The organism is Promicromonospora sp. NPDC023805 (assembly GCF_040639635.1).
Taxonomy (GTDB): domain Bacteria; phylum Actinomycetota; class Actinomycetes; order Actinomycetales; family Cellulomonadaceae; genus Promicromonospora.
On sequence record NZ_JBFAAH010000008.1, the window covers coordinates 145,635 to 165,734 of the forward strand.

Annotated in this window: 18 protein-coding genes; 5 read left to right on the forward strand and 13 right to left on the reverse strand. The window is 70.8% G+C overall.

Features of this window, described 5'->3' with window-relative positions:
- Positions 1 to 5: 5 nt before the first annotated feature.
- Positions 6 to 1,022 (reverse strand): LacI family DNA-binding transcriptional regulator, encoded by a 1,017-nt coding sequence (locus tag AB0F70_RS10810; protein WP_357447444.1) that lies wholly within the window; start codon positions 1,020 to 1,022, stop codon positions 6 to 8.
- 86 nt (positions 1,023 to 1,108) lie between these two features.
- Here AB0F70_RS10810 and AB0F70_RS10815 point away from each other — a divergent pair, with 86 nt between their 5' ends.
- The gene (locus tag AB0F70_RS10815; RefSeq protein ID WP_357447447.1) at positions 1,109 to 1,864 is read left to right on the forward strand and encodes an aminotransferase class IV; all 756 of its coding nucleotides are present in this window, start codon (positions 1,109 to 1,111) and stop codon (positions 1,862 to 1,864) included.
- Positions 1,865 to 2,140: 276 nt separating this feature from the next.
- Here AB0F70_RS10815 and AB0F70_RS10820 read toward each other — a convergent pair whose 3' ends face one another.
- Positions 2,141 to 2,599: a helix-turn-helix domain-containing protein gene (locus tag AB0F70_RS10820; RefSeq protein ID WP_357447450.1), complete on the reverse strand. Its 459-nt coding sequence runs from the start codon at positions 2,597 to 2,599 to the stop codon at positions 2,141 to 2,143.
- A gap of 90 nt (positions 2,600 to 2,689) precedes the next feature.
- On the opposite strand from AB0F70_RS10820, the gene AB0F70_RS10825 reads away from it, so the two are divergent.
- Entirely contained in the window at positions 2,690 to 4,114 is a 1,425-nt protein-coding gene (locus AB0F70_RS10825; protein WP_357447452.1) for an MFS transporter, read from the forward strand.
- A 98-nt stretch (positions 4,115 to 4,212) separates the two neighbouring features.
- Here AB0F70_RS10825 and AB0F70_RS10830 read toward each other — a convergent pair whose 3' ends face one another.
- On the reverse strand, positions 4,213 to 8,208 hold the full coding sequence (locus AB0F70_RS10830; RefSeq protein ID WP_357447455.1) for a S8 family serine peptidase: 3,996 nt from the start codon (positions 8,206 to 8,208) through the stop codon (positions 4,213 to 4,215).
- 351 nt (positions 8,209 to 8,559) lie between these two features.
- Between AB0F70_RS10830 and AB0F70_RS10835 the strand changes: the two genes are divergently transcribed.
- The gene (locus tag AB0F70_RS10835) at positions 8,560 to 8,970 is read left to right on the forward strand and encodes a nitroreductase/quinone reductase family protein (protein WP_357447458.1); all 411 of its coding nucleotides are present in this window, start codon (positions 8,560 to 8,562) and stop codon (positions 8,968 to 8,970) included.
- A 78-nt stretch (positions 8,971 to 9,048) separates the two neighbouring features.
- On the opposite strand, the gene AB0F70_RS10840 is transcribed toward AB0F70_RS10835, so the two are convergent.
- The 4 genes from AB0F70_RS10840 to AB0F70_RS10855 all read right to left on the reverse strand — a co-directional run bounded on the left by AB0F70_RS10840 (position 9,049) and on the right by AB0F70_RS10855 (position 12,479).
- Positions 9,049 to 9,648, reverse strand: a complete 600-nt coding sequence (locus AB0F70_RS10840; protein ID WP_357447461.1) for a TetR/AcrR family transcriptional regulator — start codon at positions 9,646 to 9,648, stop codon at positions 9,049 to 9,051.
- A gap of 101 nt (positions 9,649 to 9,749) precedes the next feature.
- The gene (locus AB0F70_RS10845; protein WP_357447464.1) at positions 9,750 to 10,541 is read right to left on the reverse strand and encodes a strictosidine synthase; all 792 of its coding nucleotides are present in this window, start codon (positions 10,539 to 10,541) and stop codon (positions 9,750 to 9,752) included.
- Positions 10,542 to 10,548: 7 nt separating this feature from the next.
- The gene (locus tag AB0F70_RS10850) at positions 10,549 to 11,415 is read right to left on the reverse strand and encodes an alpha/beta hydrolase (protein WP_357447466.1); all 867 of its coding nucleotides are present in this window, start codon (positions 11,413 to 11,415) and stop codon (positions 10,549 to 10,551) included.
- A gap of 68 nt (positions 11,416 to 11,483) precedes the next feature.
- Positions 11,484 to 12,479: an NADP-dependent oxidoreductase gene (locus AB0F70_RS10855; protein WP_357447469.1), complete on the reverse strand. Its 996-nt coding sequence runs from the start codon at positions 12,477 to 12,479 to the stop codon at positions 11,484 to 11,486.
- Between the two features lie 104 nt (positions 12,480 to 12,583).
- On the opposite strand from AB0F70_RS10855, the gene AB0F70_RS10860 reads away from it, so the two are divergent.
- Positions 12,584 to 13,516 carry an NAD(P)-dependent oxidoreductase gene (locus tag AB0F70_RS10860; RefSeq protein WP_357447473.1) on the forward strand — a complete coding sequence of 311 codons (933 nt, stop codon included), beginning with the start codon at positions 12,584 to 12,586 and terminating at the stop codon, positions 13,514 to 13,516.
- Between the two features lie 14 nt (positions 13,517 to 13,530).
- Here AB0F70_RS10860 and AB0F70_RS10865 read toward each other — a convergent pair whose 3' ends face one another.
- From AB0F70_RS10865 to AB0F70_RS10880, 4 genes are all read right to left on the reverse strand, one after another.
- Positions 13,531 to 14,838, reverse strand: coding sequence for an MFS transporter (locus AB0F70_RS10865; protein WP_357447476.1), 1,308 nt, complete (start codon positions 14,836 to 14,838; stop codon positions 13,531 to 13,533).
- A gap of 98 nt (positions 14,839 to 14,936) precedes the next feature.
- Positions 14,937 to 15,485, reverse strand: coding sequence for a hypothetical protein (locus AB0F70_RS10870; protein ID WP_357447479.1), 549 nt, complete (start codon positions 15,483 to 15,485; stop codon positions 14,937 to 14,939).
- Positions 15,486 to 15,595: 110 nt separating this feature from the next.
- Positions 15,596 to 16,435, reverse strand: coding sequence for a hypothetical protein (locus AB0F70_RS10875; protein ID WP_357447482.1), 840 nt, complete (start codon positions 16,433 to 16,435; stop codon positions 15,596 to 15,598).
- 10 nt (positions 16,436 to 16,445) lie between these two features.
- Positions 16,446 to 17,048 carry an XRE family transcriptional regulator gene (locus tag AB0F70_RS10880; protein ID WP_357447485.1) on the reverse strand — a complete coding sequence of 201 codons (603 nt, stop codon included), beginning with the start codon at positions 17,046 to 17,048 and terminating at the stop codon, positions 16,446 to 16,448.
- Positions 17,049 to 17,140: 92 nt separating this feature from the next.
- Between AB0F70_RS10880 and AB0F70_RS10885 the strand changes: the two genes are divergently transcribed.
- On the forward strand, positions 17,141 to 18,148 hold the full coding sequence (locus AB0F70_RS10885) for an NAD(P)/FAD-dependent oxidoreductase (protein WP_357447488.1): 1,008 nt from the start codon (positions 17,141 to 17,143) through the stop codon (positions 18,146 to 18,148).
- A gap of 75 nt (positions 18,149 to 18,223) precedes the next feature.
- Here AB0F70_RS10885 and AB0F70_RS10890 read toward each other — a convergent pair whose 3' ends face one another.
- Both AB0F70_RS10890 and AB0F70_RS10895 read right to left on the reverse strand, forming a co-directional pair.
- Positions 18,224 to 18,787, reverse strand: a complete 564-nt coding sequence (locus AB0F70_RS10890; RefSeq protein WP_357447491.1) for a hypothetical protein — start codon at positions 18,785 to 18,787, stop codon at positions 18,224 to 18,226.
- A gap of 257 nt (positions 18,788 to 19,044) precedes the next feature.
- Entirely contained in the window at positions 19,045 to 20,073 is a 1,029-nt protein-coding gene (locus tag AB0F70_RS10895; protein WP_357447494.1) for an aldehyde reductase, read from the reverse strand.
- Positions 20,074 to 20,100 lie beyond the last annotated feature (27 nt).

A 20,100-nucleotide genomic window follows, 5' to 3' on the forward strand; every position in this document is an offset into this window, starting at 1 on the left:
GAGGGCTAAGCGCTCGCGCGCACCACCAGCTCGGGGGCGAGCACCACCTCGCGCGACGCGCGGCCGGGCTGCGCGATCTCGTCCAGCAGGAGCCGGGCCGCGGCGGTCCCGATCTCCGCGATGGGCTGGCGCACGGTGGTCAGCGGTACGGCGGCGACGGCGGCGAACGGGATGTCGTCGTACCCGACCACCGCTATGTCGTCGGGGACGCGCACACCCGCGGACGTCAGGCCCGCGATGATGCCTATCGCATGCAGGTCGTTGCCGGCCACCACCGCGTCGGGCCGGCGGTCGGTCGGCAGCTCCGCGATCCGCAGTCCGACGGCGGTCCCGTCGGCGAGGTCGAGGTCGGGCGCGCGGACTATCTCCAGGTAGACACCAGGCGTCTGCCCCACCGCGAGCCGGCAGCCGTCGAGACGGCGTTCGACCTGCCGCACTCCCTCGGGTCCTGCTGCGAAGAGCAGACGTCGCCGTCCGACGTCGAGCAGGTGCTGCGCGGCGAGCCGGCCGCCCTCGCGATGGTCGAGCGAGACGGAAGACAGGCGGTGCTCCGGGTCCTCGTGGTCCACGAGGACGATAGGGGTGCCCTGGTCCCGGCGTCGGCGCAGCGGCTCCAGGTCGTCGTCCGAGGGCGAGACGACGACGCCGTCGAACCGGAGCTGCTCGAACAGGTCGAGGAACCGCTTCTGCTGGACTGCCGACTCGTGCGTGCTGCCCACCACCACGGCGAGCCCGTTCTCCGCCACCAGCTTCTCGACCGCCGTGGCGATGCCACCGAAGTACGGGTTGGAGGCGTTGACGAACGAGGCGCCGACGATCCCGCTGGGCCGGCCGCGGAGCTGCCGCGCGGCAAGGCTCGGCACAAAACCGAGGCTGTCGATGGCCGCCGCGATGCGTTCCTTCATCGTCGCCGACACCCGGTCTGGCCAGTTGAGGAAGTTCGAGACCGACGCCACCGACACCTCTGCCTGGCGAGCGACGTCATAAATCGTTATTGGGCCTTCGTCGCTACGCCGATTCACGCCTCCATCTCATCACGGACCGCGGCCTGAGACTGCGCAATTAATCCCTACCAGCAGAGGTCGTGGCGATTCACTAGGGTCCGAGGGTGCGTATCGAGACCGATGGCCGCCCCGCGACGGCAGCAGAGCTGTTCAGCACCTACGGCCACTTCACCGCCATGCAGGTGCGCGACGGCGCGGTCCAGGGGCTGTCGCACCACCTCGACCGGCTCGACGCGGCGCACCGCGAGCTGTTCGGGCGCCAGCTCCCGGGCGAGCGGGTCCGCGACCTGGTGCGACACGCCCTGGCCGGCGCTGCCGATGCTGCCGGCGCTGCCGGTACCGCCGATGCCTCGGTGCGCGTCCTGCTGCGCGACACCGAACGGATCTCGGTGTCGGTAGCCGAACCGCACCACCCGCCCGCCGCACCGCAGCGCCTGCGCTCCGTGCAGTACCTGCGCCCGTTCCCGCACCTCAAGCATCTGGGCAGCTTCGCGCAGCTCGAGTGGGCACGCCGCGTCCGCCTCGACGGGTACGACGACGCCCTTCTCACCGCACCCGACGGCGCCGTCGCCGAGTCGTCGATCGCGAACATCGGGTTCCTCCGGGACGACGGCAGCGTCGTCTGGCCGGACGCGCCGCAGCTGCACGGCATCGCGATGCAGCTGGTCGAGGCCACCACGCCGTCGACCCGGCGTGTGGTGCGGCGCGACGACGTCGCCGCGTTCGCGGGCGCGTTCCTGGTCAACTCGATCGGCGTCGTCGCCGTCGCCTCGATCGACGACGTGCCGCTGCCCGAACCCGGGCCGCTCCTCGCCGGAGTGGTCGAGCGTCTCGCCGCCGTCCCGTGGGAGCGCGTCTAGGCCGAGGGCCCGCGGCCGGGGCGGGCTGGGCTGGGGCGGGTCCGCCGGGCAAGGTCCGCCGGGCAAGGTGACCCCTTGGAGCACCTGCCAGGTCTGCTGAATTTCGTTCGGCCAGGCCCCGCATAGTTCGGACAGGCTGAACAGTTCGGCTGAACCCGCATACCCGGGGCTGCGCCGAACAAGATTCAGCCCACCTGGCACCCTCCACAACAGCACACAGTGCCTCGCGCGGCCCAGCCGCAGATCTCCGCGCGCGGCTCAGCCGCAGACCCTGCGTCAGCCGGCGGCGTTGGCCGCCTCGAACTTCTGGCGGGCCCTGGCGATCTCCTCCTGGTGCTCCTCGGACCAGCTCACCAGCGCCTGCGTGGTGCCGAGCAGCGTGCGGCCCAGCACCGTCAGCTCGTACTCCACGCGGGGCGGCACCTCGGGGTACACGGTGCGCCCGACGAGGCCGTCCCGCTCGAGGTTGCGCAGGGTCACGGTCAGCATCCGCTTGCTGATCCCGTCGATCTCCCGGACGAGCTCCCCGAACCGGAGCGTCTTCTCGTCCAGCAGCGCGATCACCAGCAGCGACCACTTGTCGGCGATCCGGTCCAGGATCTGCCGCACCTGACAGTCCTCGCGGGCGTCCCACTGGAAGGGGTCGCGGTCGAACCTGCACGCCTCCGCATCCTCCTGGCCGACGTGCTTCGCGCCGACCTGGTTGGTTCCCTCGAGGGAACCGGGTGACGTCAAAGTGCCTTCTTGTGCCATCCACTGATCGTGCCCAAGGATCGTCATGGTTACAAGTGGTAACCATGCGGGACCTTGAGCGAGGAGATCCTTGTGACAGACGTGCGAGATTCCGTACGGCCGGCAGCGAACCCGTCAGCGAACGCTGCACGGACCGGCTGGGGAGTGCTGGCCGTCGTGTGCGGTGCGCTGTTCCTCGAGGGGATCGACATCGCGATGCTCAACGTCGCGGTGCCGGCCATCGCCGCCGACATCGGCCTGGCCACTGCCGACGCGCACTGGGTGATCAGCGCCTACGTGCTCGCCTACGGCGGCTTCATGATCTTCGGCGGGCGCACGGCAGACCTGCTGGGCCGACGCCGGACGTTCCTGGTCGCCCTTGCCGTTTTCGTCGCCTTCTCCGGGCTCGGCGGCCTGGCCGACGACGCCTGGGTGCTGATCGTCGCCCGGTTCGTCACCGGCGCCACCGCGGGGTTCATGACGCCGGCGGGCTTCAGCCTCCTGACGACGAGCTTCCCCGAGGGACCGCTGCGCGACCGGGCACTGGCGATCTACGGCGCCATCGGCGCCGGCGGATTCACGCTCGGTGTCGTGGCGGGCGGCTTCCTCACCGACGTCGGCTGGCGCTGGGTGTTCTTCGCACCGGTGATCGTGGGCGCCGCGCTCTGGATCGCCGGACGGGCCGTGATCCGGCCGGACCCCGTCTCCGAGCTGCCGCGCCGCGGGTTCGACCTGGGCGGCGCCATCACCCTGACGTCGGCGATGGTCGCGCTGATCTACGGCGTCGTGGCGATCGGTGAGGGCGGGTCCGCCGCTGCCGGGGTCGTGTCGTTCGTGGCCGCCGCCGTGCTCATCGGCCTGTTCGTGCTCATCGAACGCCGGGTCGCGGACCCGCTGCTCCGCCTCGCCGTGCTGCGCGAGGGGCTGCTGCTGCGGTCGAGTGCCGCGGGACTGCTGTTCATCGGGGCGTTCTTCGCGTTCCAGTTCCTGGTCACGCTCTACCTCCAGGAGTTCCGCGGCTGGTCCCCGATCGCGACGGGCCTCACGTTCGCCGTCATGGGCCTGGACATGATCCTCGCTCCCCTGGTGACGCACCGGTTGGTCAAGCGCTTCGGGAACGCGCCGGTGATGGTCGCCGGGCTGCTCGCCGGCGCGGTGGCCTTCGCCCTGCCGCTGCGCATCGACGGGAGCTGGGGATACCTGGACCTGCTGCCGTCGCTGGTGCTGGTCGGTGTGATGTTCGCGCTCGTGTACGGGCCGCTGACGGCGGCAGCCACCGCGGGCCTCGACGAGGCCGAGCACGGGGTCGCGGGCGGCGTCGTCTACACGGCGTTCCAGTTCGGCGCGGCGCTGGGCGTCTCGATCGCCACCATCGCGCTCGTCGAGGGGCACGCCGCGGACGCCGACTGGTCCGACTACCGGCGCGCCCTGCTGGTGCCGGCGATCGGCGCGGCGCTGGCCCTGGCTCTCGGTATCTCGACCTGGGCCCGCGCCCGCCGAACCCAGCCCTCGTCCTGAGACCCCGCCCAAAAAGCCGTCGGCCGAGCTTGTCGAGACCTGGTGAGGTCTCGGCAAGCTCGACCAACGGTTGGGCGAGCTCTACCTACGACGTACCGCTAGCCGCAGAACTCGTTCAGCTCGAAGTTGTGCACCACCGTCTTGCCCTTGATGATGCGCGCGTTCTTCGACTCCGGCGGGTACCCGGTCGCCGAGCTGAGCAGCGTCAGCCGGTTGTTGGAAACACCCATCCAGCGGGCGTAACCACCGTCCTCCCCGGTCACGAGCGTGACGTCGTGCTCGGAACCGTCGATGACCACGAAGGCGCCCTCCAGCGGGACGGTCTCGTCGTCACAGGTCGCGCCCGTCACCGTGCCGGCGATCTTGCCCCAGCTGGGCGGCGGGGTCACCTTCAGCGACACCTGCACGCGCGGCTCGTCGTACGGCGTGCTGCCGTTCGCGATGACACCAGCGGTGTAGGTGCCCGGCTGGTCCACGCGGCTGCTGTCGAGGTCGACGTACACCTTCGCGGACTGTCCGGGCTCCAGCGTGAACGCCGGCGGCTGGACGTCGAGCCACGGCACGTCGACGGTGGTCTCACCCGTCACGTTCATCACCGTGGCCATGTCCGGGAAACCGACCTCGGCGGTGGGGGTCGGCTCGGGATTGCCGCAGTCCGTGGACGCGATGTACGACGGCGCCGTCTCCGGCTCGGCGTTGGACCCGATGAAGAACCCGACCTCCGCGACCACCTCGACCACGAGCGTCCCGCCCGCGGGCGCGGTGCCCGTGACCGGCACGTCCACCATCGTGAGCTCCTGCGCCTCCAGGGACACGACGGACGAACCGAGCAGGGTCATGTTGTCGTAGACGAACTCCCCGTCCAGCTCGTACAGGTTGACCGTCACGTCAGAGGCGCTCTCGGCGATCTCCACACCGAAGGACACGTTCGTCACCGCGAACTCGCCCGCGATCTCGAAGTCCTCCAGCGTGAACGTGCGCAGGAACTTCGTCGGACCGACCGGGCACGCCGCGGAGTTGCCCGGCGTGATGTCCTGCGACGAGGAGTGGGTGATCGTGGTTCCCTCGCCCGCCAGCAGTGACGGCGGGGCCGACGGAGTCACCGCCTTGCCCGGGCGCTTCCCGTTCCGGGCCAGGCGGTCGCCGTCCTTCGCGGCGGCCGTTCGGTCCGCGACCGCTGCCTTCGACGTCGCCGTGCGCACCTCTGTCGCCTCACCGGTGGCGCCCTTGATGACGCCGGCGCCGCCGTTCGACCCGAGGATCTCGAAGTCGGACGATCCCGGAGCCACCTCGACGGCGGCGGGCGCGGTGCCCTCGTTCGTCACGGTGAAGCTGCCGGACCTGGTACCGCCCAGCTGCACCTCCCTGGCCAGGGAGCCCGGGGAGACCGTCAGGAGCGGGGCCGCGAGCTTCACGTCCTGCCGGACGATGGCGTCGGCGACGACGCTCACCGCTACCTTCCTGGACTTGTAGTCCTTGGCCGCATAACCGATCTTCTGCGCACCGACCTTCGGCGAGAACAGCGAGTAGTACCCAGCACCCGCCTTCGGGTTCTCGGGGTCAGCAGACTCGGTGCTGCGGTCGGCACCAGCCGTCACCGTGGCGCCGTTGACGCCGTCACCGGTGTTGCGGTCCTTGACGAACCCGGCCACGAGGCCGCCGTCGACCGGCGCGCACTCCCCGAGAGAGACGTTGTCGACCTGCCAGAACCCGGACCACTCCGCGTCGCCGTAGTGGAACTGGACCCGTACGTCGGACTGACCGCCCGCACCCGGCAGGGCGACGATCGCGTGGCCGAGCACGTCCGAGGTCTGGTGCAGCGCCGTCGCCCAGGTCTCGCCGCCGTCGACGCTGAAGTTGACGTCGGCGAAGTCTTCGAACGCGAGGTAGCCCTGGTCGAACGTCAGGAGCGGCGCGTCCAGGTCGGTCAGGTCGTACGCCGGTGACGTGAGCGTCGTGTCCTGCACCCCGCCCTCGCCGTAGCCCGAGCTGTTCACCTCGGCGAACAGACCCTCACCGCCGGTGACGTTGCCGAACTCGAAGCGGTCGTCGAACGTCCAGACCTGCTCGGTGCCCGCCAGGTCCTCGACGGTCCAGCCGTCGGGCACCTCGCCGGACTCGAACTCCTCGGTCCCGGCGCCCGCCCCGGTCAGGGCGTAACCAGGGGCCGTGCACTCGTTGAGGACAGACAGCGCGGCGTTGGCGGACACCGGCGCCGTACCCACCTCGATCTCCTGCCTGAACGCCCCGTACCCGGTCACGGACGGCTGCACGACCAGCGTGTGCGTCGCCGACTGCGGAAGCTTGAACGAGTACTTACCGGTGAACGGGTTGGTCCAGGCAACGACGCTGCTCGGTGCGCCCTGCACGGAGATCTTGGCGTCGAGCGGCCAGCCGTGCCCGGAACCGTCGGTGACGGTACCGCTCACGGTGGTGGTCGGTGCAGCCTCCAGGGTGACGTCGACAGTGGCGGTCTCGCCCTCGACGACGTCGGCCTGCGCGGTCCCGGTGAGGAAGCCGAAGGCGGAGACGCTCAGCTCCTGGGCGCCCTCCTCCAGGCCCAGGCGGTAGGCGCCCTCCGCGTCGGTGGTGTCGGAACGCTCACCGGCGGTGACCCGCGCGCCGGCGACCGGCTCGCCGTCGGGCCCGGTGACGGTACCCGCGACGAAACCGAAGCCGTCGATCGGCGCATTGGCGATCAGCGCCTCCACGTCGAGCTTGCCCTCGCCCCACACGTTGTTGTCGGCGGGGGTGCCGCCGCAGGAGTCGTCGGCGACGTCGGTGGACGTCTGGTCCAGCAGCTGCTTGGTGAACTCGATGTCGCCGACCAGGACCGGAGCTGCGCTCCACAGGAGTGCGACGGCGCCCGCGAGGTGCGGGGACGCCATGGAGGTCCCGCTGAACTCGGCGTAGTCGCCGCCGGGGATGGAGGACCGCACCTCGTCGCCGGGCGCGGACAGGTTCGGCTTGGTCTCGCCGTCCTCGCCCGGGCCGCGGGAGGAGAACACGGCGATGTCGCCGCTCTCCCCGAACGCGCCCGCCGCGTAGGTGGCCAGGTTCGCCCCGGGGGACGACGTCGACTGGCAGCCCGCCTCGCCCGCGTTGCCCGCCGCCCACGCACCGAAGATGCCGGCGGCCTCCCAGGCCGCGATCTCCTCGGACATGAAGTCGTCGATGGCGCCGGGCTCCTGCATGCCCCACGAGTTGTTCACGACGTGCGGGCGCTGGGACGGGTCGGGGTCCGAACCGTCGGCGCGCGTCGGCGCGAGGATCCACTGCCCGGAGGCGAGCAGGTCCTCGTCGGAGCAGGAGGCGCAGCCGTTGGCCGCGATCCAGTCGGCGTCGGGTGCGACGCCGATCTGGTTGCCCTCGCCGTCGTCGCCCACCATGGTGCCCATCACGTGGGTGCCGTGGGCGTCGATGTCGCAGGGCGCTCCGTCGCAGAACCCGCCCGCGTCGAACCAGTTGTAGTCGTTGCTGAGCCCCTCCTCGCCGAGGTAGCCGCGGTAGTGCTGCAGCAGGGCCGGGTGTTCGACGTCGACGCCGGAGTCGATGTTGGCCACGGTGATGCCCTCACCCGTGAACCCCTGGTCCCACACGTCGGGCGCGTTGATGGCGTCCAGGCCCCACTCGGTGGCGAGCGGCGCGTTGGCGGTCGGCGCCTTGCGCTCGACCGGCTCGATGGGCTGGGCCGCGAACCGCTCGTGGACCTGCTTGACCTCGCGGCTGGCGGCGACCTGCTTCGCGAGGGCCTCCGTACCGTCCTCGACGAGGATCGCGTTGCTGATCCAGTAGGTCTCGTAGTCGGCGCCCGCTGCCTTCAGGTCGGCGACGACGTCCGCCTGCGACGCCTTCGCCGTGCTGGTCAGGGCGTCGTAGACGAACTGGCCGCGGTCGCCCCAGTCGGCGATGTCCTTGGCCGGCTCCAGGTCCGGCGCGTCCGCGAACCGGATCCAGAAGTCGGCGGACTCCTTGATGTCGAACCGGGTCTGCACGGCCGGCGTGATCTTGTCCGCCGCCCGCTTCGGGACGTCGGTGGTGACGGCGGGCTGTAGCCCGGCTGTCGTCGGCGTACTCGCGAGTGCGGGGGTCACGCTCACCGCTGTTGCCAACAGGGCGCCGACCGCTGCGAGAGCGATAGGCGCGCGTCGTCGTGGCATGCGACTGTGCATTCTTGCCTCCGGGGTGCAAGCGCCCCGCGCGGGGCGCGACCACTGGCCCACGAGCGTGTGCCAGGTCACACTCTGTGAGCCGGAGATTCAAAGGGCAACGAAAGTCACCCGGGTGAGGGGCCCGGCGGCCGCCGTCCGCGGTCCGCTCCGAGAACGCTGTTCGGCTTGATTCCGGGCACGAGAGCATGCCGGACGACGTTCTCAGAACGGACCGGGTGAATTAATAAGCACTTGCTCGGAATGTCTTGGGCAGACGGCGACGTTGGGGCCGACATGGACTTCAACCAGCAGATCATCGATACCTTCCGCGCCAACGGCGGAGAGGTCAACGAGCCGATCCAGTTCGGCAAGGGGCTCGTGCTCGTACACGTACCCCGCAAGGACGGCAGCATCCGTATCGCGCCGCTCGCGGCCATCCACGAGGACGGCGCCTGGCACATCGTCGGGTCGGCGGGCGGCTCGCCCAAGAACCCCGCCTGGGTCTACGGCCTGCGCCGGACCGAGCAGGTGAACCTCGAGGTCCCCGGCGAGCCCGTCAAGACCCTGCAGACCAAGGTCGAGGAGATCACCGGCGACGAGCGCGACGCCTGGTGGGAGCGCTTCAAGGCGTTCTCGAGCGGCTTCGCCGGCTACGAGAAGACGGCGGAGGGACGGGTGTTCCCGATCTTCCGGCTCGTCGGCTGACGGTTCCGGCCCGGCCGGCGACCGCCGTCCGGGCCGGGCCCGCTCGCGGTCGGCGTCACGCCGGCCGTCGACGGCGCGTCACACCGGGAGGATCACGCGGACCTGGGCCCGGATCTCCTGCACGACGTCCTCCACCGGCTTGGCGCTGTTGATGGTCGGCGCCATGGCGACGACCATGATCGCGGAGACGATGTGCGCCAGCGCGGCGGCGTCCGGCGCGGTGCGCTCGTCGCGGAGCAGGACGGCGACGATCGCTTCCTCGGTCTGGATGGTCAGGCCGAGCGCCTCGCGGTGATGCGGTTCGGCGGGGTCACCGAAGACGATCTCGCGCAGGTAGGTCCGCCCGTTGTCGACCTGCTTGCGGTTGCACTCCACGACCGGCCGGACGATCGCCATGACTGCGTCGAGCGGGTCGGTGATGCCCTCGGCCGCCTGCTTCCCCCGGACGAGGGCTTCGGCGTACAGGGAGTTCTGCACGAGCAGCAGGAGCTCACCCTTGGTCTTGGCGTAGAGGAACAGCGTGCCCGCCCCGATGTCTGCCTTGTCGGCGATCTCCTGGGTGGTGACCTCGTCGACGCCGCGTTCGGCGAAGAGCTCGCTGGCGGCGGCCATGATGCGTTCGAGCTTCAGCTGCTTGTTCCGCTCGCGCCGTCCGACCGGCTTGGAGGCGAGTGGCATGGCTGCCCTCCTTCGTTGCTGGGTGGGATCAGTACTGAGCACGGTCATTCTTCCACGGTGACCAGCGCCGTCATCGTTCCTCGGGTCATCGTTCGCCGTGGTCATCGCTCGAAGTGCTGGAGCGCCTTGCCGTCCTTCACGAAGGTGAGCGCGTCGGTCACCTCGTAGGCGTGGGCGGCGGAGGCGTACGCGGCGAGCGCCTCGGACAGCCTCGCGAGCTCGGCACTCCCGAAGAAGGCCGCCCGCGCCGCCGGGCCCGCGAAGCCGAGGATCAGGGAGGCGTGGAACTGCTGGTCGACAGGGTTGTCGTGCGCGACGTTCGGGGTGTCCCAGAGCTTCTCGTTCCAAGGCAGAAAGACCTGGGTTCGCAGCTCCCGGAGCTGTCCCGTACCGGCGAGCGTTCTCGCGAGCTCGTTGAGGTGCTTGCGGAACGCGCCGGTCCGGACGCTGTCCCGCCGCCTCAGGTAGACGAGCGCCCGCGCGCCGACCTGCTGGCCCGGCCCGGCGACGTCGTACCAGCGTGCCGAGCTCGGCGGCCCGACGTACAGGAAGGTGCGCCGGAAGACGTTGATCTCGTCCTGGTAGGCCAGCTTGGTCTGCTTGCGGCCCTGCAGCGGGGACAGGACAGAGCGGAACGTGACCTCGGCGACGCCGTCGATCTGGCGGTCGGCGGGGATGGCGGTCTGGACGCCGGGGGTCGCCGGCCACAGCCCGGGGTTGTGCTCAGCCAGATGGATCTGGCGGTACTCCTCGAAGCCCGGCGTCGCGGAGATGATCTTCGAGTGCGGGCCCTTCCAGTAGTCCACGCCTGTCTGGCGTGGCTGGTCGGTGCGGAACCACAGCGGGATCGAGGAGACGAACGCCTTCTTCGTCGCGCGAGGTGCGGTAGCCATGTTCTTGTCAGCCGGCGAGGAACTCGGCGGCGACGGGCGCGAACTTCTCGTGGAACTGGAAGATGCCGCCGTGCCCGGAGTCCGGATAGATGACGAGCGTCGAGTTCTTGATGCGACGGTGCAGGTCCTCGGAGAGGACCGAGGGCACCATCCGGTCGTTGTCACCGTTGGCGATCAGGGTGGGCTGCGTGAGCTTCGACAGATCGGACGGCGCCGAGCGGCCGAACTTCTGGATCGCCTTGAGCTGCGTGCGGAACCCCTTCAGCGGCATGTCCGTGTCGCGGTCGATCGTGCGCTCCTGGAGGCGCTTGACGAACGCCTTGGCGGCGGGCTTGCCGGTGGCGTTGCGGTTGAAGAACAGGAACTCCTTCGGGTCCGACCGGGTCAGGGTCGCGCGGAGTATGTCCCAGTAGGTGACGCCGACGACCTTGTCCATGTCCTTGCCGCCCCGAGGTCCTGTGCCGGTCAGGACGAGCCTGCGGACCAGCTCGGGGTGCTTGACCACCAGGTCCTGCGCGACCATGCCACCCAGGGAGAACGAGAAGATGTCGATGGTGTCGAAGCCGAGGGCCTTGATGAACGTGTAGGCGTCGTCGGCCATGGCCTCGACGCTGTCGGGCACGCTGCCCGTGGAGCTGCCGACGCCCCGGTTGTCGAAGGTGATGACGTGGCGGTTCTGCGCGATGGCGTCGACGATCCGGGGGTCCCAGTTGTCGAGGGTCGCGGCGAGGTGCACGAAGAAGACGACGGGGATCCCGCCCTTCGGACCGAGCTCCCGGTAGGCGTAGGTGATGCCACCGGCGGAGATCGTGCGGGCCGGGGCCAGCGCGTACGAGGTGATGAGGGACTCGTTCGAGGTGTCGTTGGTGCTCATGGTGCTCTCCTGTAACTGGTTCTGCGATGGGTGGTGAGGGTGGGTGGTAGAACGGTGAGAAAGGCCCGTCAGGCCCTGGTGACGACTGCCTTGCCGCGGATGCCGCCCTTGCCGATCGACTGCACGGCCTCCAGGGTCTGGTCGAAGTCGTAGACCCGTCCGACGACGGGACGCAGTGCGCCCTTGTCGACGAGGGCGCCGATCTGGCGGAGCTGGTCGCCGCTGGGGTGTGTGAAGAGGAACTCGTAGGCCACCCCGAGCCTCTTCGCCTGCCGGCGGACCTTGCTGCTCAGCGCTGCCATCACGAGGCGCAGCACCGGGTTCATGCCTCTCTCGCGGGCGAACGCGGCGTCGGGCGGCCCGACGATCCCGATCACCTTGCCGCCCGGACGCAGCACCCGGAGGGACTTCTCGAGGGTCTCCCCGCCGACGCTGTCCAGCACCAGGTCGTACCCGTCCAGGAGCTGCTCGAAGTCCTGGTTGCGGTAGTCGACGACGCTGTCGGCGCCGAGCTCCCGGACGAAGTCGATGTTGCCGGCGCTGACCGTCGTGGCGACCGTGGCGCCGAGGTGCTTGGCGAGCTGGATCGCGATGGTCCCGACGCCGCCGGCGCCGGCGTGGATCAGGACCCGCTGCCCGGGCTGCACGTTGCCCTTCTCGACGAGCGCCTGCCACGCGGTCAGCGCGACCAGCGGCAAGGAGCCTGCTTCCTCGAGCGTAGCCGTCTCGGGCTTGAGGGCCACGTCCGCCTCGTGCACCGCGATGCGCTCGGCGAAGGTCCCCATGCGGTCCATGCGGGGATGGGCGTGCACCTGGTCGCCGAGCGCGAGCTCCCGCACCTTGGCGCCGACACCGATCACCGTTCCGGCGACGTCGCTGCCCATGACCTGCGGCAGCTCGAACGGCAGGAACGACTTGAACGCTCCCGACCGGATCTTCTCGTCCACGACGTTGAGCCCGGCGGCCTGGACCTGGACCAGCACGTCGTGCTCCCCGACGACGGGCTCGGGAACCTCCGCCTCCTGCAGCGGCTCCTGGTATTTGGTCATGACGAACGCGCGCATGGTGTCTTCCTTCGAGGTGGTGTTTCTGAGTTGACTCAACTTTGAGCGCACTCACTCCAATTGTCAAGAGACAGCGCAGGGAGACGCGCGTCACCACTCCAGAAGTGCCATACGAATGCCATACGAATGCCGTCGAACACGGGCAGAATGACCCCGGACATCCACCCGAGGAGGACGCCATCACCCGGTTTCAGCGCGTACTGGTCACCGGAGCCGCAGGCCGCATCGGCCGCGCGGTCCTCGACGTGCTCGCCAGGGAGTCGGTGCCCGCCACCGCACTGGTCCTGGACGATCCGGGCGACCTGCCCGCCGACCGCGTCGTCGTGGGCGACGCCCGGTCGCCCGAGGCGGTGGCGCGGGCGATGGAGGGGGCCGACGGCGTCATCCACCTCGCGGCCATCCCGACCCCGCTCGACGACCCGCCGGAGGTCGTCTTCGGGACCAACACGCTGTCGACCTTCACCGTGCTCGACGCGGCGGGGCGCGCCGGCGTCCGCCGTGCGGTGATCGCGAGCAGCCAGGCCGCCTCAGGTCTCCCCTTCGCGGGCCGGGAGCTGCACCCGGTCTACGTGCCCGTCGACCAGGACACGCCCGACCAGGCCGCCGACGCGTACGCCCTCTCGAAGCGGGCCGACGAGCTCACCGCCGACATGATGGCGCGGCGCCACCGGATGCCCGTGGTCGCGCTGCGGTACCCGTTCATCGGGGGCACGGACGAGCGGCTCCCCGAGTACGCGGACGCCGTCGCGCGGGACCCGGCGGCCGGCGCGGGGAGCCTGTGGGCCTACCTGGAGACGCGCGACGCCGCGGAGGCGGCCTGGCTCGCGCTCGGCTGCGCCGCCGACGGCGCCGTCGTCATCCACGTCGCGGCGCCCGAGACGCTGGTGCCGGAGCCCACAGCCGACCTGCTGCGCCGGTACCACCCGGACGCTCCGGTGCGGCGGCCGATCGAGGGCCGCGCGGTGCCCTACGACCTCACGGCCGCCGAGCAGGTGCTCGGGTTCCGGGCTCGGCACCACGTGGTCGGCACCCGGTAGCTACCTCGCTGTCATCACGCTTCTTCGTTGCCTCGGGATGGTGCCGCGGCTGCCGCCTGTCGCACGCCGTCGACCTCCGGCGTCACCCGCCGCCCGACGGCGACCGCCATCGCGACGATCCCGAGGCATCCGGCCACCACCACCCCGATGAAACCGCCGGCCCACCCGCGCTCCAGCAGCAGTCCCGCGGCCACGGGGCCGGCGATCGTGCCGGCCTGGAAGGCCCCGGAGCTGATCGCGTTGTACCTGCCGCGCAGGTGGGCGGGCGCCATGTCGTTCGTCAGCGAGGGCAGCACGGACTGCATGAGGGTCTCCCCCAGCCCGAAGAAGGCGTGGAAGACCAGGACGATGACGACGGCGGCCGTACCGCCCGGCACGAGGCCGGCGACGCCGAGCAGCAGCCACGCCGCCGCCCACACCACGGCCATGACCGCGAGCACGCGGGTGCGGCGCCGTCCGCCGACCCGGTTCATCACCCAGAACTGGAGCGCGACGATCACCACCGTGTTCACGACGAACGCGAAGCCGATCGTGCGGGTCGACACCTCCGCCACCAGGCGCGCGAACGCAGGAAACCCGCCCTCCATCTGGCCGTATCCCACGAACGCCGCGAGCAGCCCCAGCCCGGACAGCCAGAGCACCTCGGGCCGGCGCAGGATGCTGAGGTAGCCCTCCGCCGCCTTGCTGCCGCCGTCGTCCGCCGGCCGGTCGACCCGGCCGTGCAGATGCCGCAGCGGCCCCAGCAGCACCACGATCGGGAGCAGGAACGTCGCAGCGTTCACCAGGAACGCCATCACGAAGGTCTCGGGCCGCTCGACGTCGACGACGAGCCCACCCACGACGCCGCCCACACCGACACCGAGGTTGAGCAGCGCGAAGTTCACGCCGTAGTACCGCTGGCGCAGGTCGCCGTCGACGACCGTGGCGACGAGCGCGTTGACCGAAGGCCACCCGACACCGAGCTGCACCCCGAAGAGCGCCAGCCCGAGCGCGGCGACCGCCGGGACCGTCGCGAACGCGAGCACCGCGTATCCGGCGACGGCGAAGAACAGGCCGGTGAGCATGACCCGACGCGCGCCGTACCGGTCGACGAGGGCTCCGGCCGGGCCGGTGACGAGCAGGCCGACGACCGCGATCAGGCCCATGAGCGTGCCGGACAGGCCGAGCGAGAAGCCGCGCACCTCGTGCAGGTAGATGATCGTGAACGGCAGCGTCAGGCCGCGGCCGAAGAACTGCACGATCACCGTGGACAGGAGCCAGCGGCCGTCGCTGGGCAGCTCCGACCAGAATTCGAGGGCGCCGGAGCGTGGAGAGGATGTCACCGGCTGATTCTCGCCCGTGCCGCGGTGGGGCGACTAGCGGATTTCGGACGCTGTGGTGTGTGCGACACCCGCACCGCCGGTGACGCCAGGTCCTGCGGTCAGGCGTGCGCGAGCAGCTTCAGCGCGACGACCCCGACGGCGAGCGCCGCGAGCATGCCCAACGCCAGGATCCGCGCAGGCCAGGGCAGCGCGGTGCGGCGGACGCCGAGCCAGGCGATGACCACGAGAGTCCCGATCAGCACCCCGACGCCGACCCGGAGCGCCGTCGTCACCTCCCACCACCCGACCCCCGCCGCGAGCAGGGCGAGCAGCGGGAACACGATGGTCACGAGGGCGCTGCCGCTTGTCCGTGTCATGGCGCCCAGGTGTTTCCGGTCCGGGAACCCGCCGTGCGCGGCGAGGTGTGCGATGAGCTCGGCGAGCCAGGCGGCGGCGACCGTGCCGACGGCGGTGATGGTCAGCGAGCCGGCGGCGGTCCCAGCGGTGAGCCCGTGGGCGTGCGCCAGCAGCGTGAGGATGACGGCGAGCGCGGCGAACGTGACGTAGACGCGCTCGCGGAGCCGCTCGGCGAAGTTCTCCTTCTCGTCCTCGCTGAGCTCGCTGAGCGCGGAGAGGTCGGGGTGCGAGGGACGGCGGGGCTGGCTCATGGGTTCATTGTGGCGCGGGAGCGGGAGCCCAGGGCGACAGTACGAATTCGAGCTCGGTCACTGAGAGTAGACGTTGTCTACTCAGGGCAACACACTCCGAATTCGTAGGGTCACCCCGGCAGATCGCGCGCCGGTCCCACGCCGCGCCACGCCTCCGCGAACGCCCCGACCGACGGCCACCGAGCGTCCCGTTCGGCGTGCAACGCCCGGGCGGCTAACTCGAACTGTGCGTCCGAGCCGACCCACGCCTCCCGCGACTTCGTCGCGTCGTCGCCCAGGAAGGTGTGCGCGAGCGCACCGAGCGCGAAGACGTTCGTGACCTCGTCGATCGGCGCGCCGAGCCGGTACTCCTCGGGCGACATGAACCGGGTCGAGCCCCACATCCGCCCCATCCGGTTGACCAGCGGGCCCTGCTCGTAGAGGTCGAGGTCGCACAAGGTGACCCGCCCGCCGTCGGCATCGAGCATCACTGAACCGTCGTAGAGGTCGATCGCCACCCAGCCCTGCACCGCGGCGTGCACGTGGAAGTCGTAGATCTGCTGGACGGCGTCGGCCCGGGCCGACACCGGGAGGGACCGGACGACGTGCGAGCGGTCGTACTGCCTGCCGACCGGTGTCGCGTCGGTCCAGTCGAAAATTAGGGCGTGCCCGGCTCCGACGTCGACGGCCTCGCGCAGCCGCACGAGCGAAGGATGGGCGAGCGCCCGGTACACCTTGGCCGAGCGACGAAGGTTCGCGACCGCCGTCCCGACGGCGCCGTCGTACCGCGCCGTCGGTGCCCCCGCGTACTTGACGAACACCCTCCCCGCCGGCCCTTCGATGCCGAGGCAAAGGTTGCCCGAGTCCTGCTGGTCGAGCACGGCGAACACGCTGCCCCAGCGGGCCGTGAACGACAGATCGTGCGGCGCGCGGAGCCGCACGGGCAGCCCGTCGATCTCGGTGACGATCACGCGCGAGAGCCTAGGACCTGTCTCGGGCCGATGTCGCCGGCTTTGCCGCGCCCTCCCCGCGCTGGTGACCCCGACGCGCGTCCCGGTCGAAGATGCCGATGATCTCGCACGGCCCGCCCTCCGCGCCGATGGCGTGCGGGAGCATCGTCGGGAACTCGGCGGCCTGGTTGGTCTCGATGCGGATGCGCCGGTTGCCGAGCAGCAGGGTCGCGGTGCCGGAGATGACGACGAGCCACTCGCGGCCGGGGTGGGCGCGCATGCGGGCGGGGTTGTCCGGCGCGGGGCTCGTCATGCGCTGCCGGACGACGCTCATCCCGGGCTCGGCCTTGATCGACCAGCGCATCGCGCCGTGCGAGCCGTCGACCGTCGGGTTGATGACGACGTCCTCCGTGGCCGTCTCCACGAGCTGGTCCAGCGACGTGTCGAGCGCCCGCGCCAGCGTGACGAGCTGATCCAGGGCCAGACGCCGCTGGCCGTTCTCGATGCGGCTGAGTGTCGACTGGCTGACCCGGGCGCGGGTGGCCAGCTCCTCCAGGGACCAGCCCTGCGCGACCCGCAGGGCGCGGATGCGTTTGCGCACCAGGCTGTCCAGCTCACCAGTTTCTTGCGTCATAAGCAAGACTCTATGCCCAAGTGGCAAGAGCGAGCTAGCGTCGTTCGTATCCGGCCCACCACCCAGGGCCGCGCCACGAAAGGGAACGAGACATGCCTGCAACCAGCTCCACGCCCACCGGAGAGCTGCCCGACGAGACCGTCGACGCCGCGGTGGTCGGCGGCGGCGCGGCCGGGCTGAACGGCGCGCTGATGCTCGCCCGGTCCCGCCGCTCGGTCGTCGTGATCGACAGCGGCACCCCGCGCAACGCACCCGCCGAGGGGGTGCACGGGCTGCTCGGCCTGGACGGCACTCCCCCGGCCGAGCTGCTGGAACGCGGCCGCGACGAGGTGCGCGGCTACGGCGGCACGGTGCTGTCCGGCGAGGTGATCAAGGCCGCCACGGCCGACCCGTCCGCCGATGGCGACCCGCGTTTCACCGTCACCCTGGCCGACGGCGCCACGCTGCACGCCCGCCGCCTCCTGGTCGCCACCGGCCTGCGCGACGTGCTGCCCGACGTCCCCGGGCTGGCCCAGCACTGGGGGCGCAGCGTGGTGCACTGCCCGTACTGCCACGGCTGGGAGGTGCGCGACGAGCCGATCGGCGTGCTGGCGACGAGCCCGATGTCGGTGCACCAGGCGCTGCTGTTCCGGCAGCTCACCGACGACCTGGTCTACTTCAGCCGCGGCACCGACCTCGACGACGACGCAAGGGCTCGGCTCGCCGCCCGCGACATCCGGGTCGTGGACGCCGCCGTCGACCAGGTGGTGGCGGCCGACGGCGGGGGCATCGCAGGCGTCCGCCTCGCGGACGGACAGCTCGTGGAGCGGCGGGTCGTCGCCGTCGCGACGCTCATGCGGGCCCGCACCGAGGGGCTGGAGGGCCTGGGACTGCCGCTGCAGGACCTGCCCAACGGGATGGGTCGCCACTTCGTCACCGGCACGGCCGGGACCACCGAGATCCCGGGCGTCTGGGTGGCAGGCAACGCGACAGACCTGTCGGCGCAGGTCGGGGCGTCTGCCGCGGCCGGCGCGCTGGCGGGCGCGCACATCAACGCCGACCTGGTCACCGCCGACACGACCGCGGCCCTGGCGGCCGTACGGCACGACGTCGCTCGGTAGGCACGAAGGCCGGTGGGTTCCCCGCAGAACTACTCTGCGGAACCCACCGGCTCGTTCAGATCAGGACCGGCGACCTCAGTCGCAGGCGTCGCAGCGGCCCGTGGCGGGCAGCTGCATGTAGCAGCCCGGGCAGCTCGCCGGGGCGGCGTCGGGCGCGTGCGCGAAGGTGTTGGTCTGCGTACCCGAGAATCCGGCCATCAGGATGCGCTTGTAGCCGCCGCCGGCCTGCTGGATGTCGACGAAGCCCTTGTTGAAGAAGGCGGTCGCCTCCTGGCCGGGGCCGGGCGAGACGGCGACGTACGAGCGGGACGACGGGATCCAGATGCGGGTCTTGTCGAGGCCTTCGGCCATCTCGCGCATGACCGGCCGGTGCACCGCCGGGATGGGCAGCGCCTCGAGCGCCGCCTCGAAGGAGTCGAAGTCGTCGCGGCTCGAACCGGTGAGGGCGATGAGGCATGTCTTGCACACCTTGAACTTCTGCCTGTCGAGCTCGGTCGCGGGCTGAAGAGCAGCCAGGCGATCCTCGGACAGGTGCTGGCAGTCCCTGCCGTGCAGGACCTTGCCGTATGGAACTCGGAAGAGAAGCTCTACCGGGATCTCTGCTCCTGCCACCGCAGGGGTCTCGCTGGACGTAGTCACCACTCAAGTATCGCTGCTGAAAGTAGCCTGTGGGGCCGCCCGGGTGAACTAATCTTCGACAGGCGCCCGAGCCGGGCTCCCCGACCGGGCGTCTGTGCTCGTCAGAGGCCCTCGCGTGGTCCGTTCCACATGGTCATGCCGACGCCGCGGCCCGCAGCATACGGAGCTGGCCGATCTCGGTGACGTTCTTCATGAGCTCGAAATTCACCCACGCGACAATGTGCGCGACGGTGTACCCGGGGTCGTCCTGCCGTCGGTCAGGAGCGCGCCCGCACGAGCCCGAGGTCGATGATGCTGCGGCCCGTGTCGACGACCGTCTCCCGCACCGGCCGCATGCTCCAGCCGAGCTCGCGCCGGGCCTTGTCCGCGCTGACCTGATCGGCGCTGCCCACGAAGTCGAGGCCGAGCCGCACCTCGCGGTCGAACCGGCCGGCCGTCCACAGCATCCAGTAGGGCATCCGCCGGCGGGGCACGCGGTATCCCTGCGGCCCGAACTCCTCGCCGAGGATCTGCGCGATCTCCCCGAACCACACGTTCTCGCCGGCGCAGATGTATCTGTTACCGGCGGCGGCGGGCGTCTCGACGGCCAGCACGTGCGCCCGCGCTACGTCACGCACGTCGACGGACGCGAACCCGAGCTCCGGGACCGCCGGGAGCTCGCGGTTCAGCAGGCGGCGGACCAGCGCCACCGACGTGCCGGCCGCCGCATGCTGCAGCGGGCCGAGCACGAGGCCGGGGTTGATCACCACCAGCTCCAGCTCGGGATGCTGCGCCGCGAAGTCCCACGCGGCGCGCTCCGCGAGGGTCTTGCTCCTCGCGTACGGAGCTGACCGGTCCAGGTCGCTCCAGTCGCCCTCGGTCCGACGCCGCTCGGCGTCGTCGCGCGACCTGCCCGAGTTGACCGCGGCGGTCGACGACGTCATGACGACGCGCCGCACACCCGCCCGGACGCTCGCCTCCAGGACCCGTCGCGTGCCGTCGACGGCGGGCCGCACGAGCTCCGCCTCGTCGCGCGGCGGTGTCGCCGGGAAGGGCGAGGCCATGTGGAGCACGTACTCCTGGCCGGCGGCGGCCGCGTCCCAGCCCTCGTCCCCGGACAGGTCCGCCTCTACCAGCTCGAGGCTCCCGCCCAGCGCGTAGGCGATCTGGTGCAGGTGGGCGACCCGTGCCGGGTCCCGCAGGGAGCGCACCGTCCCGCGGACCTCGTGACCGCCCTTGATCAGCTCCTCGATCGCGTGCCCGGCGATGAACCCGGTAGCGCCGGTGACAAGAATCCTCGACATCATGCCTCCAGTCTGAGCGGTGATTAGATT

Excerpts from the sequence above, each read along its gene's own strand:
- AB0F70_RS10835 (WP_357447458.1), top strand. The coding sequence starts at position 8,560 with ATGGACTTCAACCAGCAGATCATCGATACCTTCCGCGCCAACGGCGGA.
- AB0F70_RS10840 (WP_357447461.1), bottom strand. The coding sequence starts at position 9,648 with ATGCCACTCGCCTCCAAGCCGGTCGGACGGCGCGAGCGGAACAAGCAG.
- AB0F70_RS10845 (WP_357447464.1), bottom strand. The coding sequence starts at position 10,541 with ATGGCTACCGCACCTCGCGCGACGAAGAAGGCGTTCGTCTCCTCGATC.
- AB0F70_RS10850 (WP_357447466.1), bottom strand. The coding sequence starts at position 11,415 with ATGAGCACCAACGACACCTCGAACGAGTCCCTCATCACCTCGTACGCG.
- AB0F70_RS10855 (WP_357447469.1), bottom strand. The coding sequence starts at position 12,479 with ATGCGCGCGTTCGTCATGACCAAATACCAGGAGCCGCTGCAGGAGGCG.
- AB0F70_RS10870 (WP_357447479.1), bottom strand. The coding sequence starts at position 15,485 with ATGAGCCAGCCCCGCCGTCCCTCGCACCCCGACCTCTCCGCGCTCAGC.
- AB0F70_RS10880 (WP_357447485.1), bottom strand. The coding sequence starts at position 17,048 with ATGACGCAAGAAACTGGTGAGCTGGACAGCCTGGTGCGCAAACGCATC.
- AB0F70_RS10885 (WP_357447488.1), top strand. The coding sequence starts at position 17,141 with ATGCCTGCAACCAGCTCCACGCCCACCGGAGAGCTGCCCGACGAGACC.
- AB0F70_RS10895 (WP_357447494.1), bottom strand. The coding sequence starts at position 20,073 with ATGATGTCGAGGATTCTTGTCACCGGCGCTACCGGGTTCATCGCCGGG.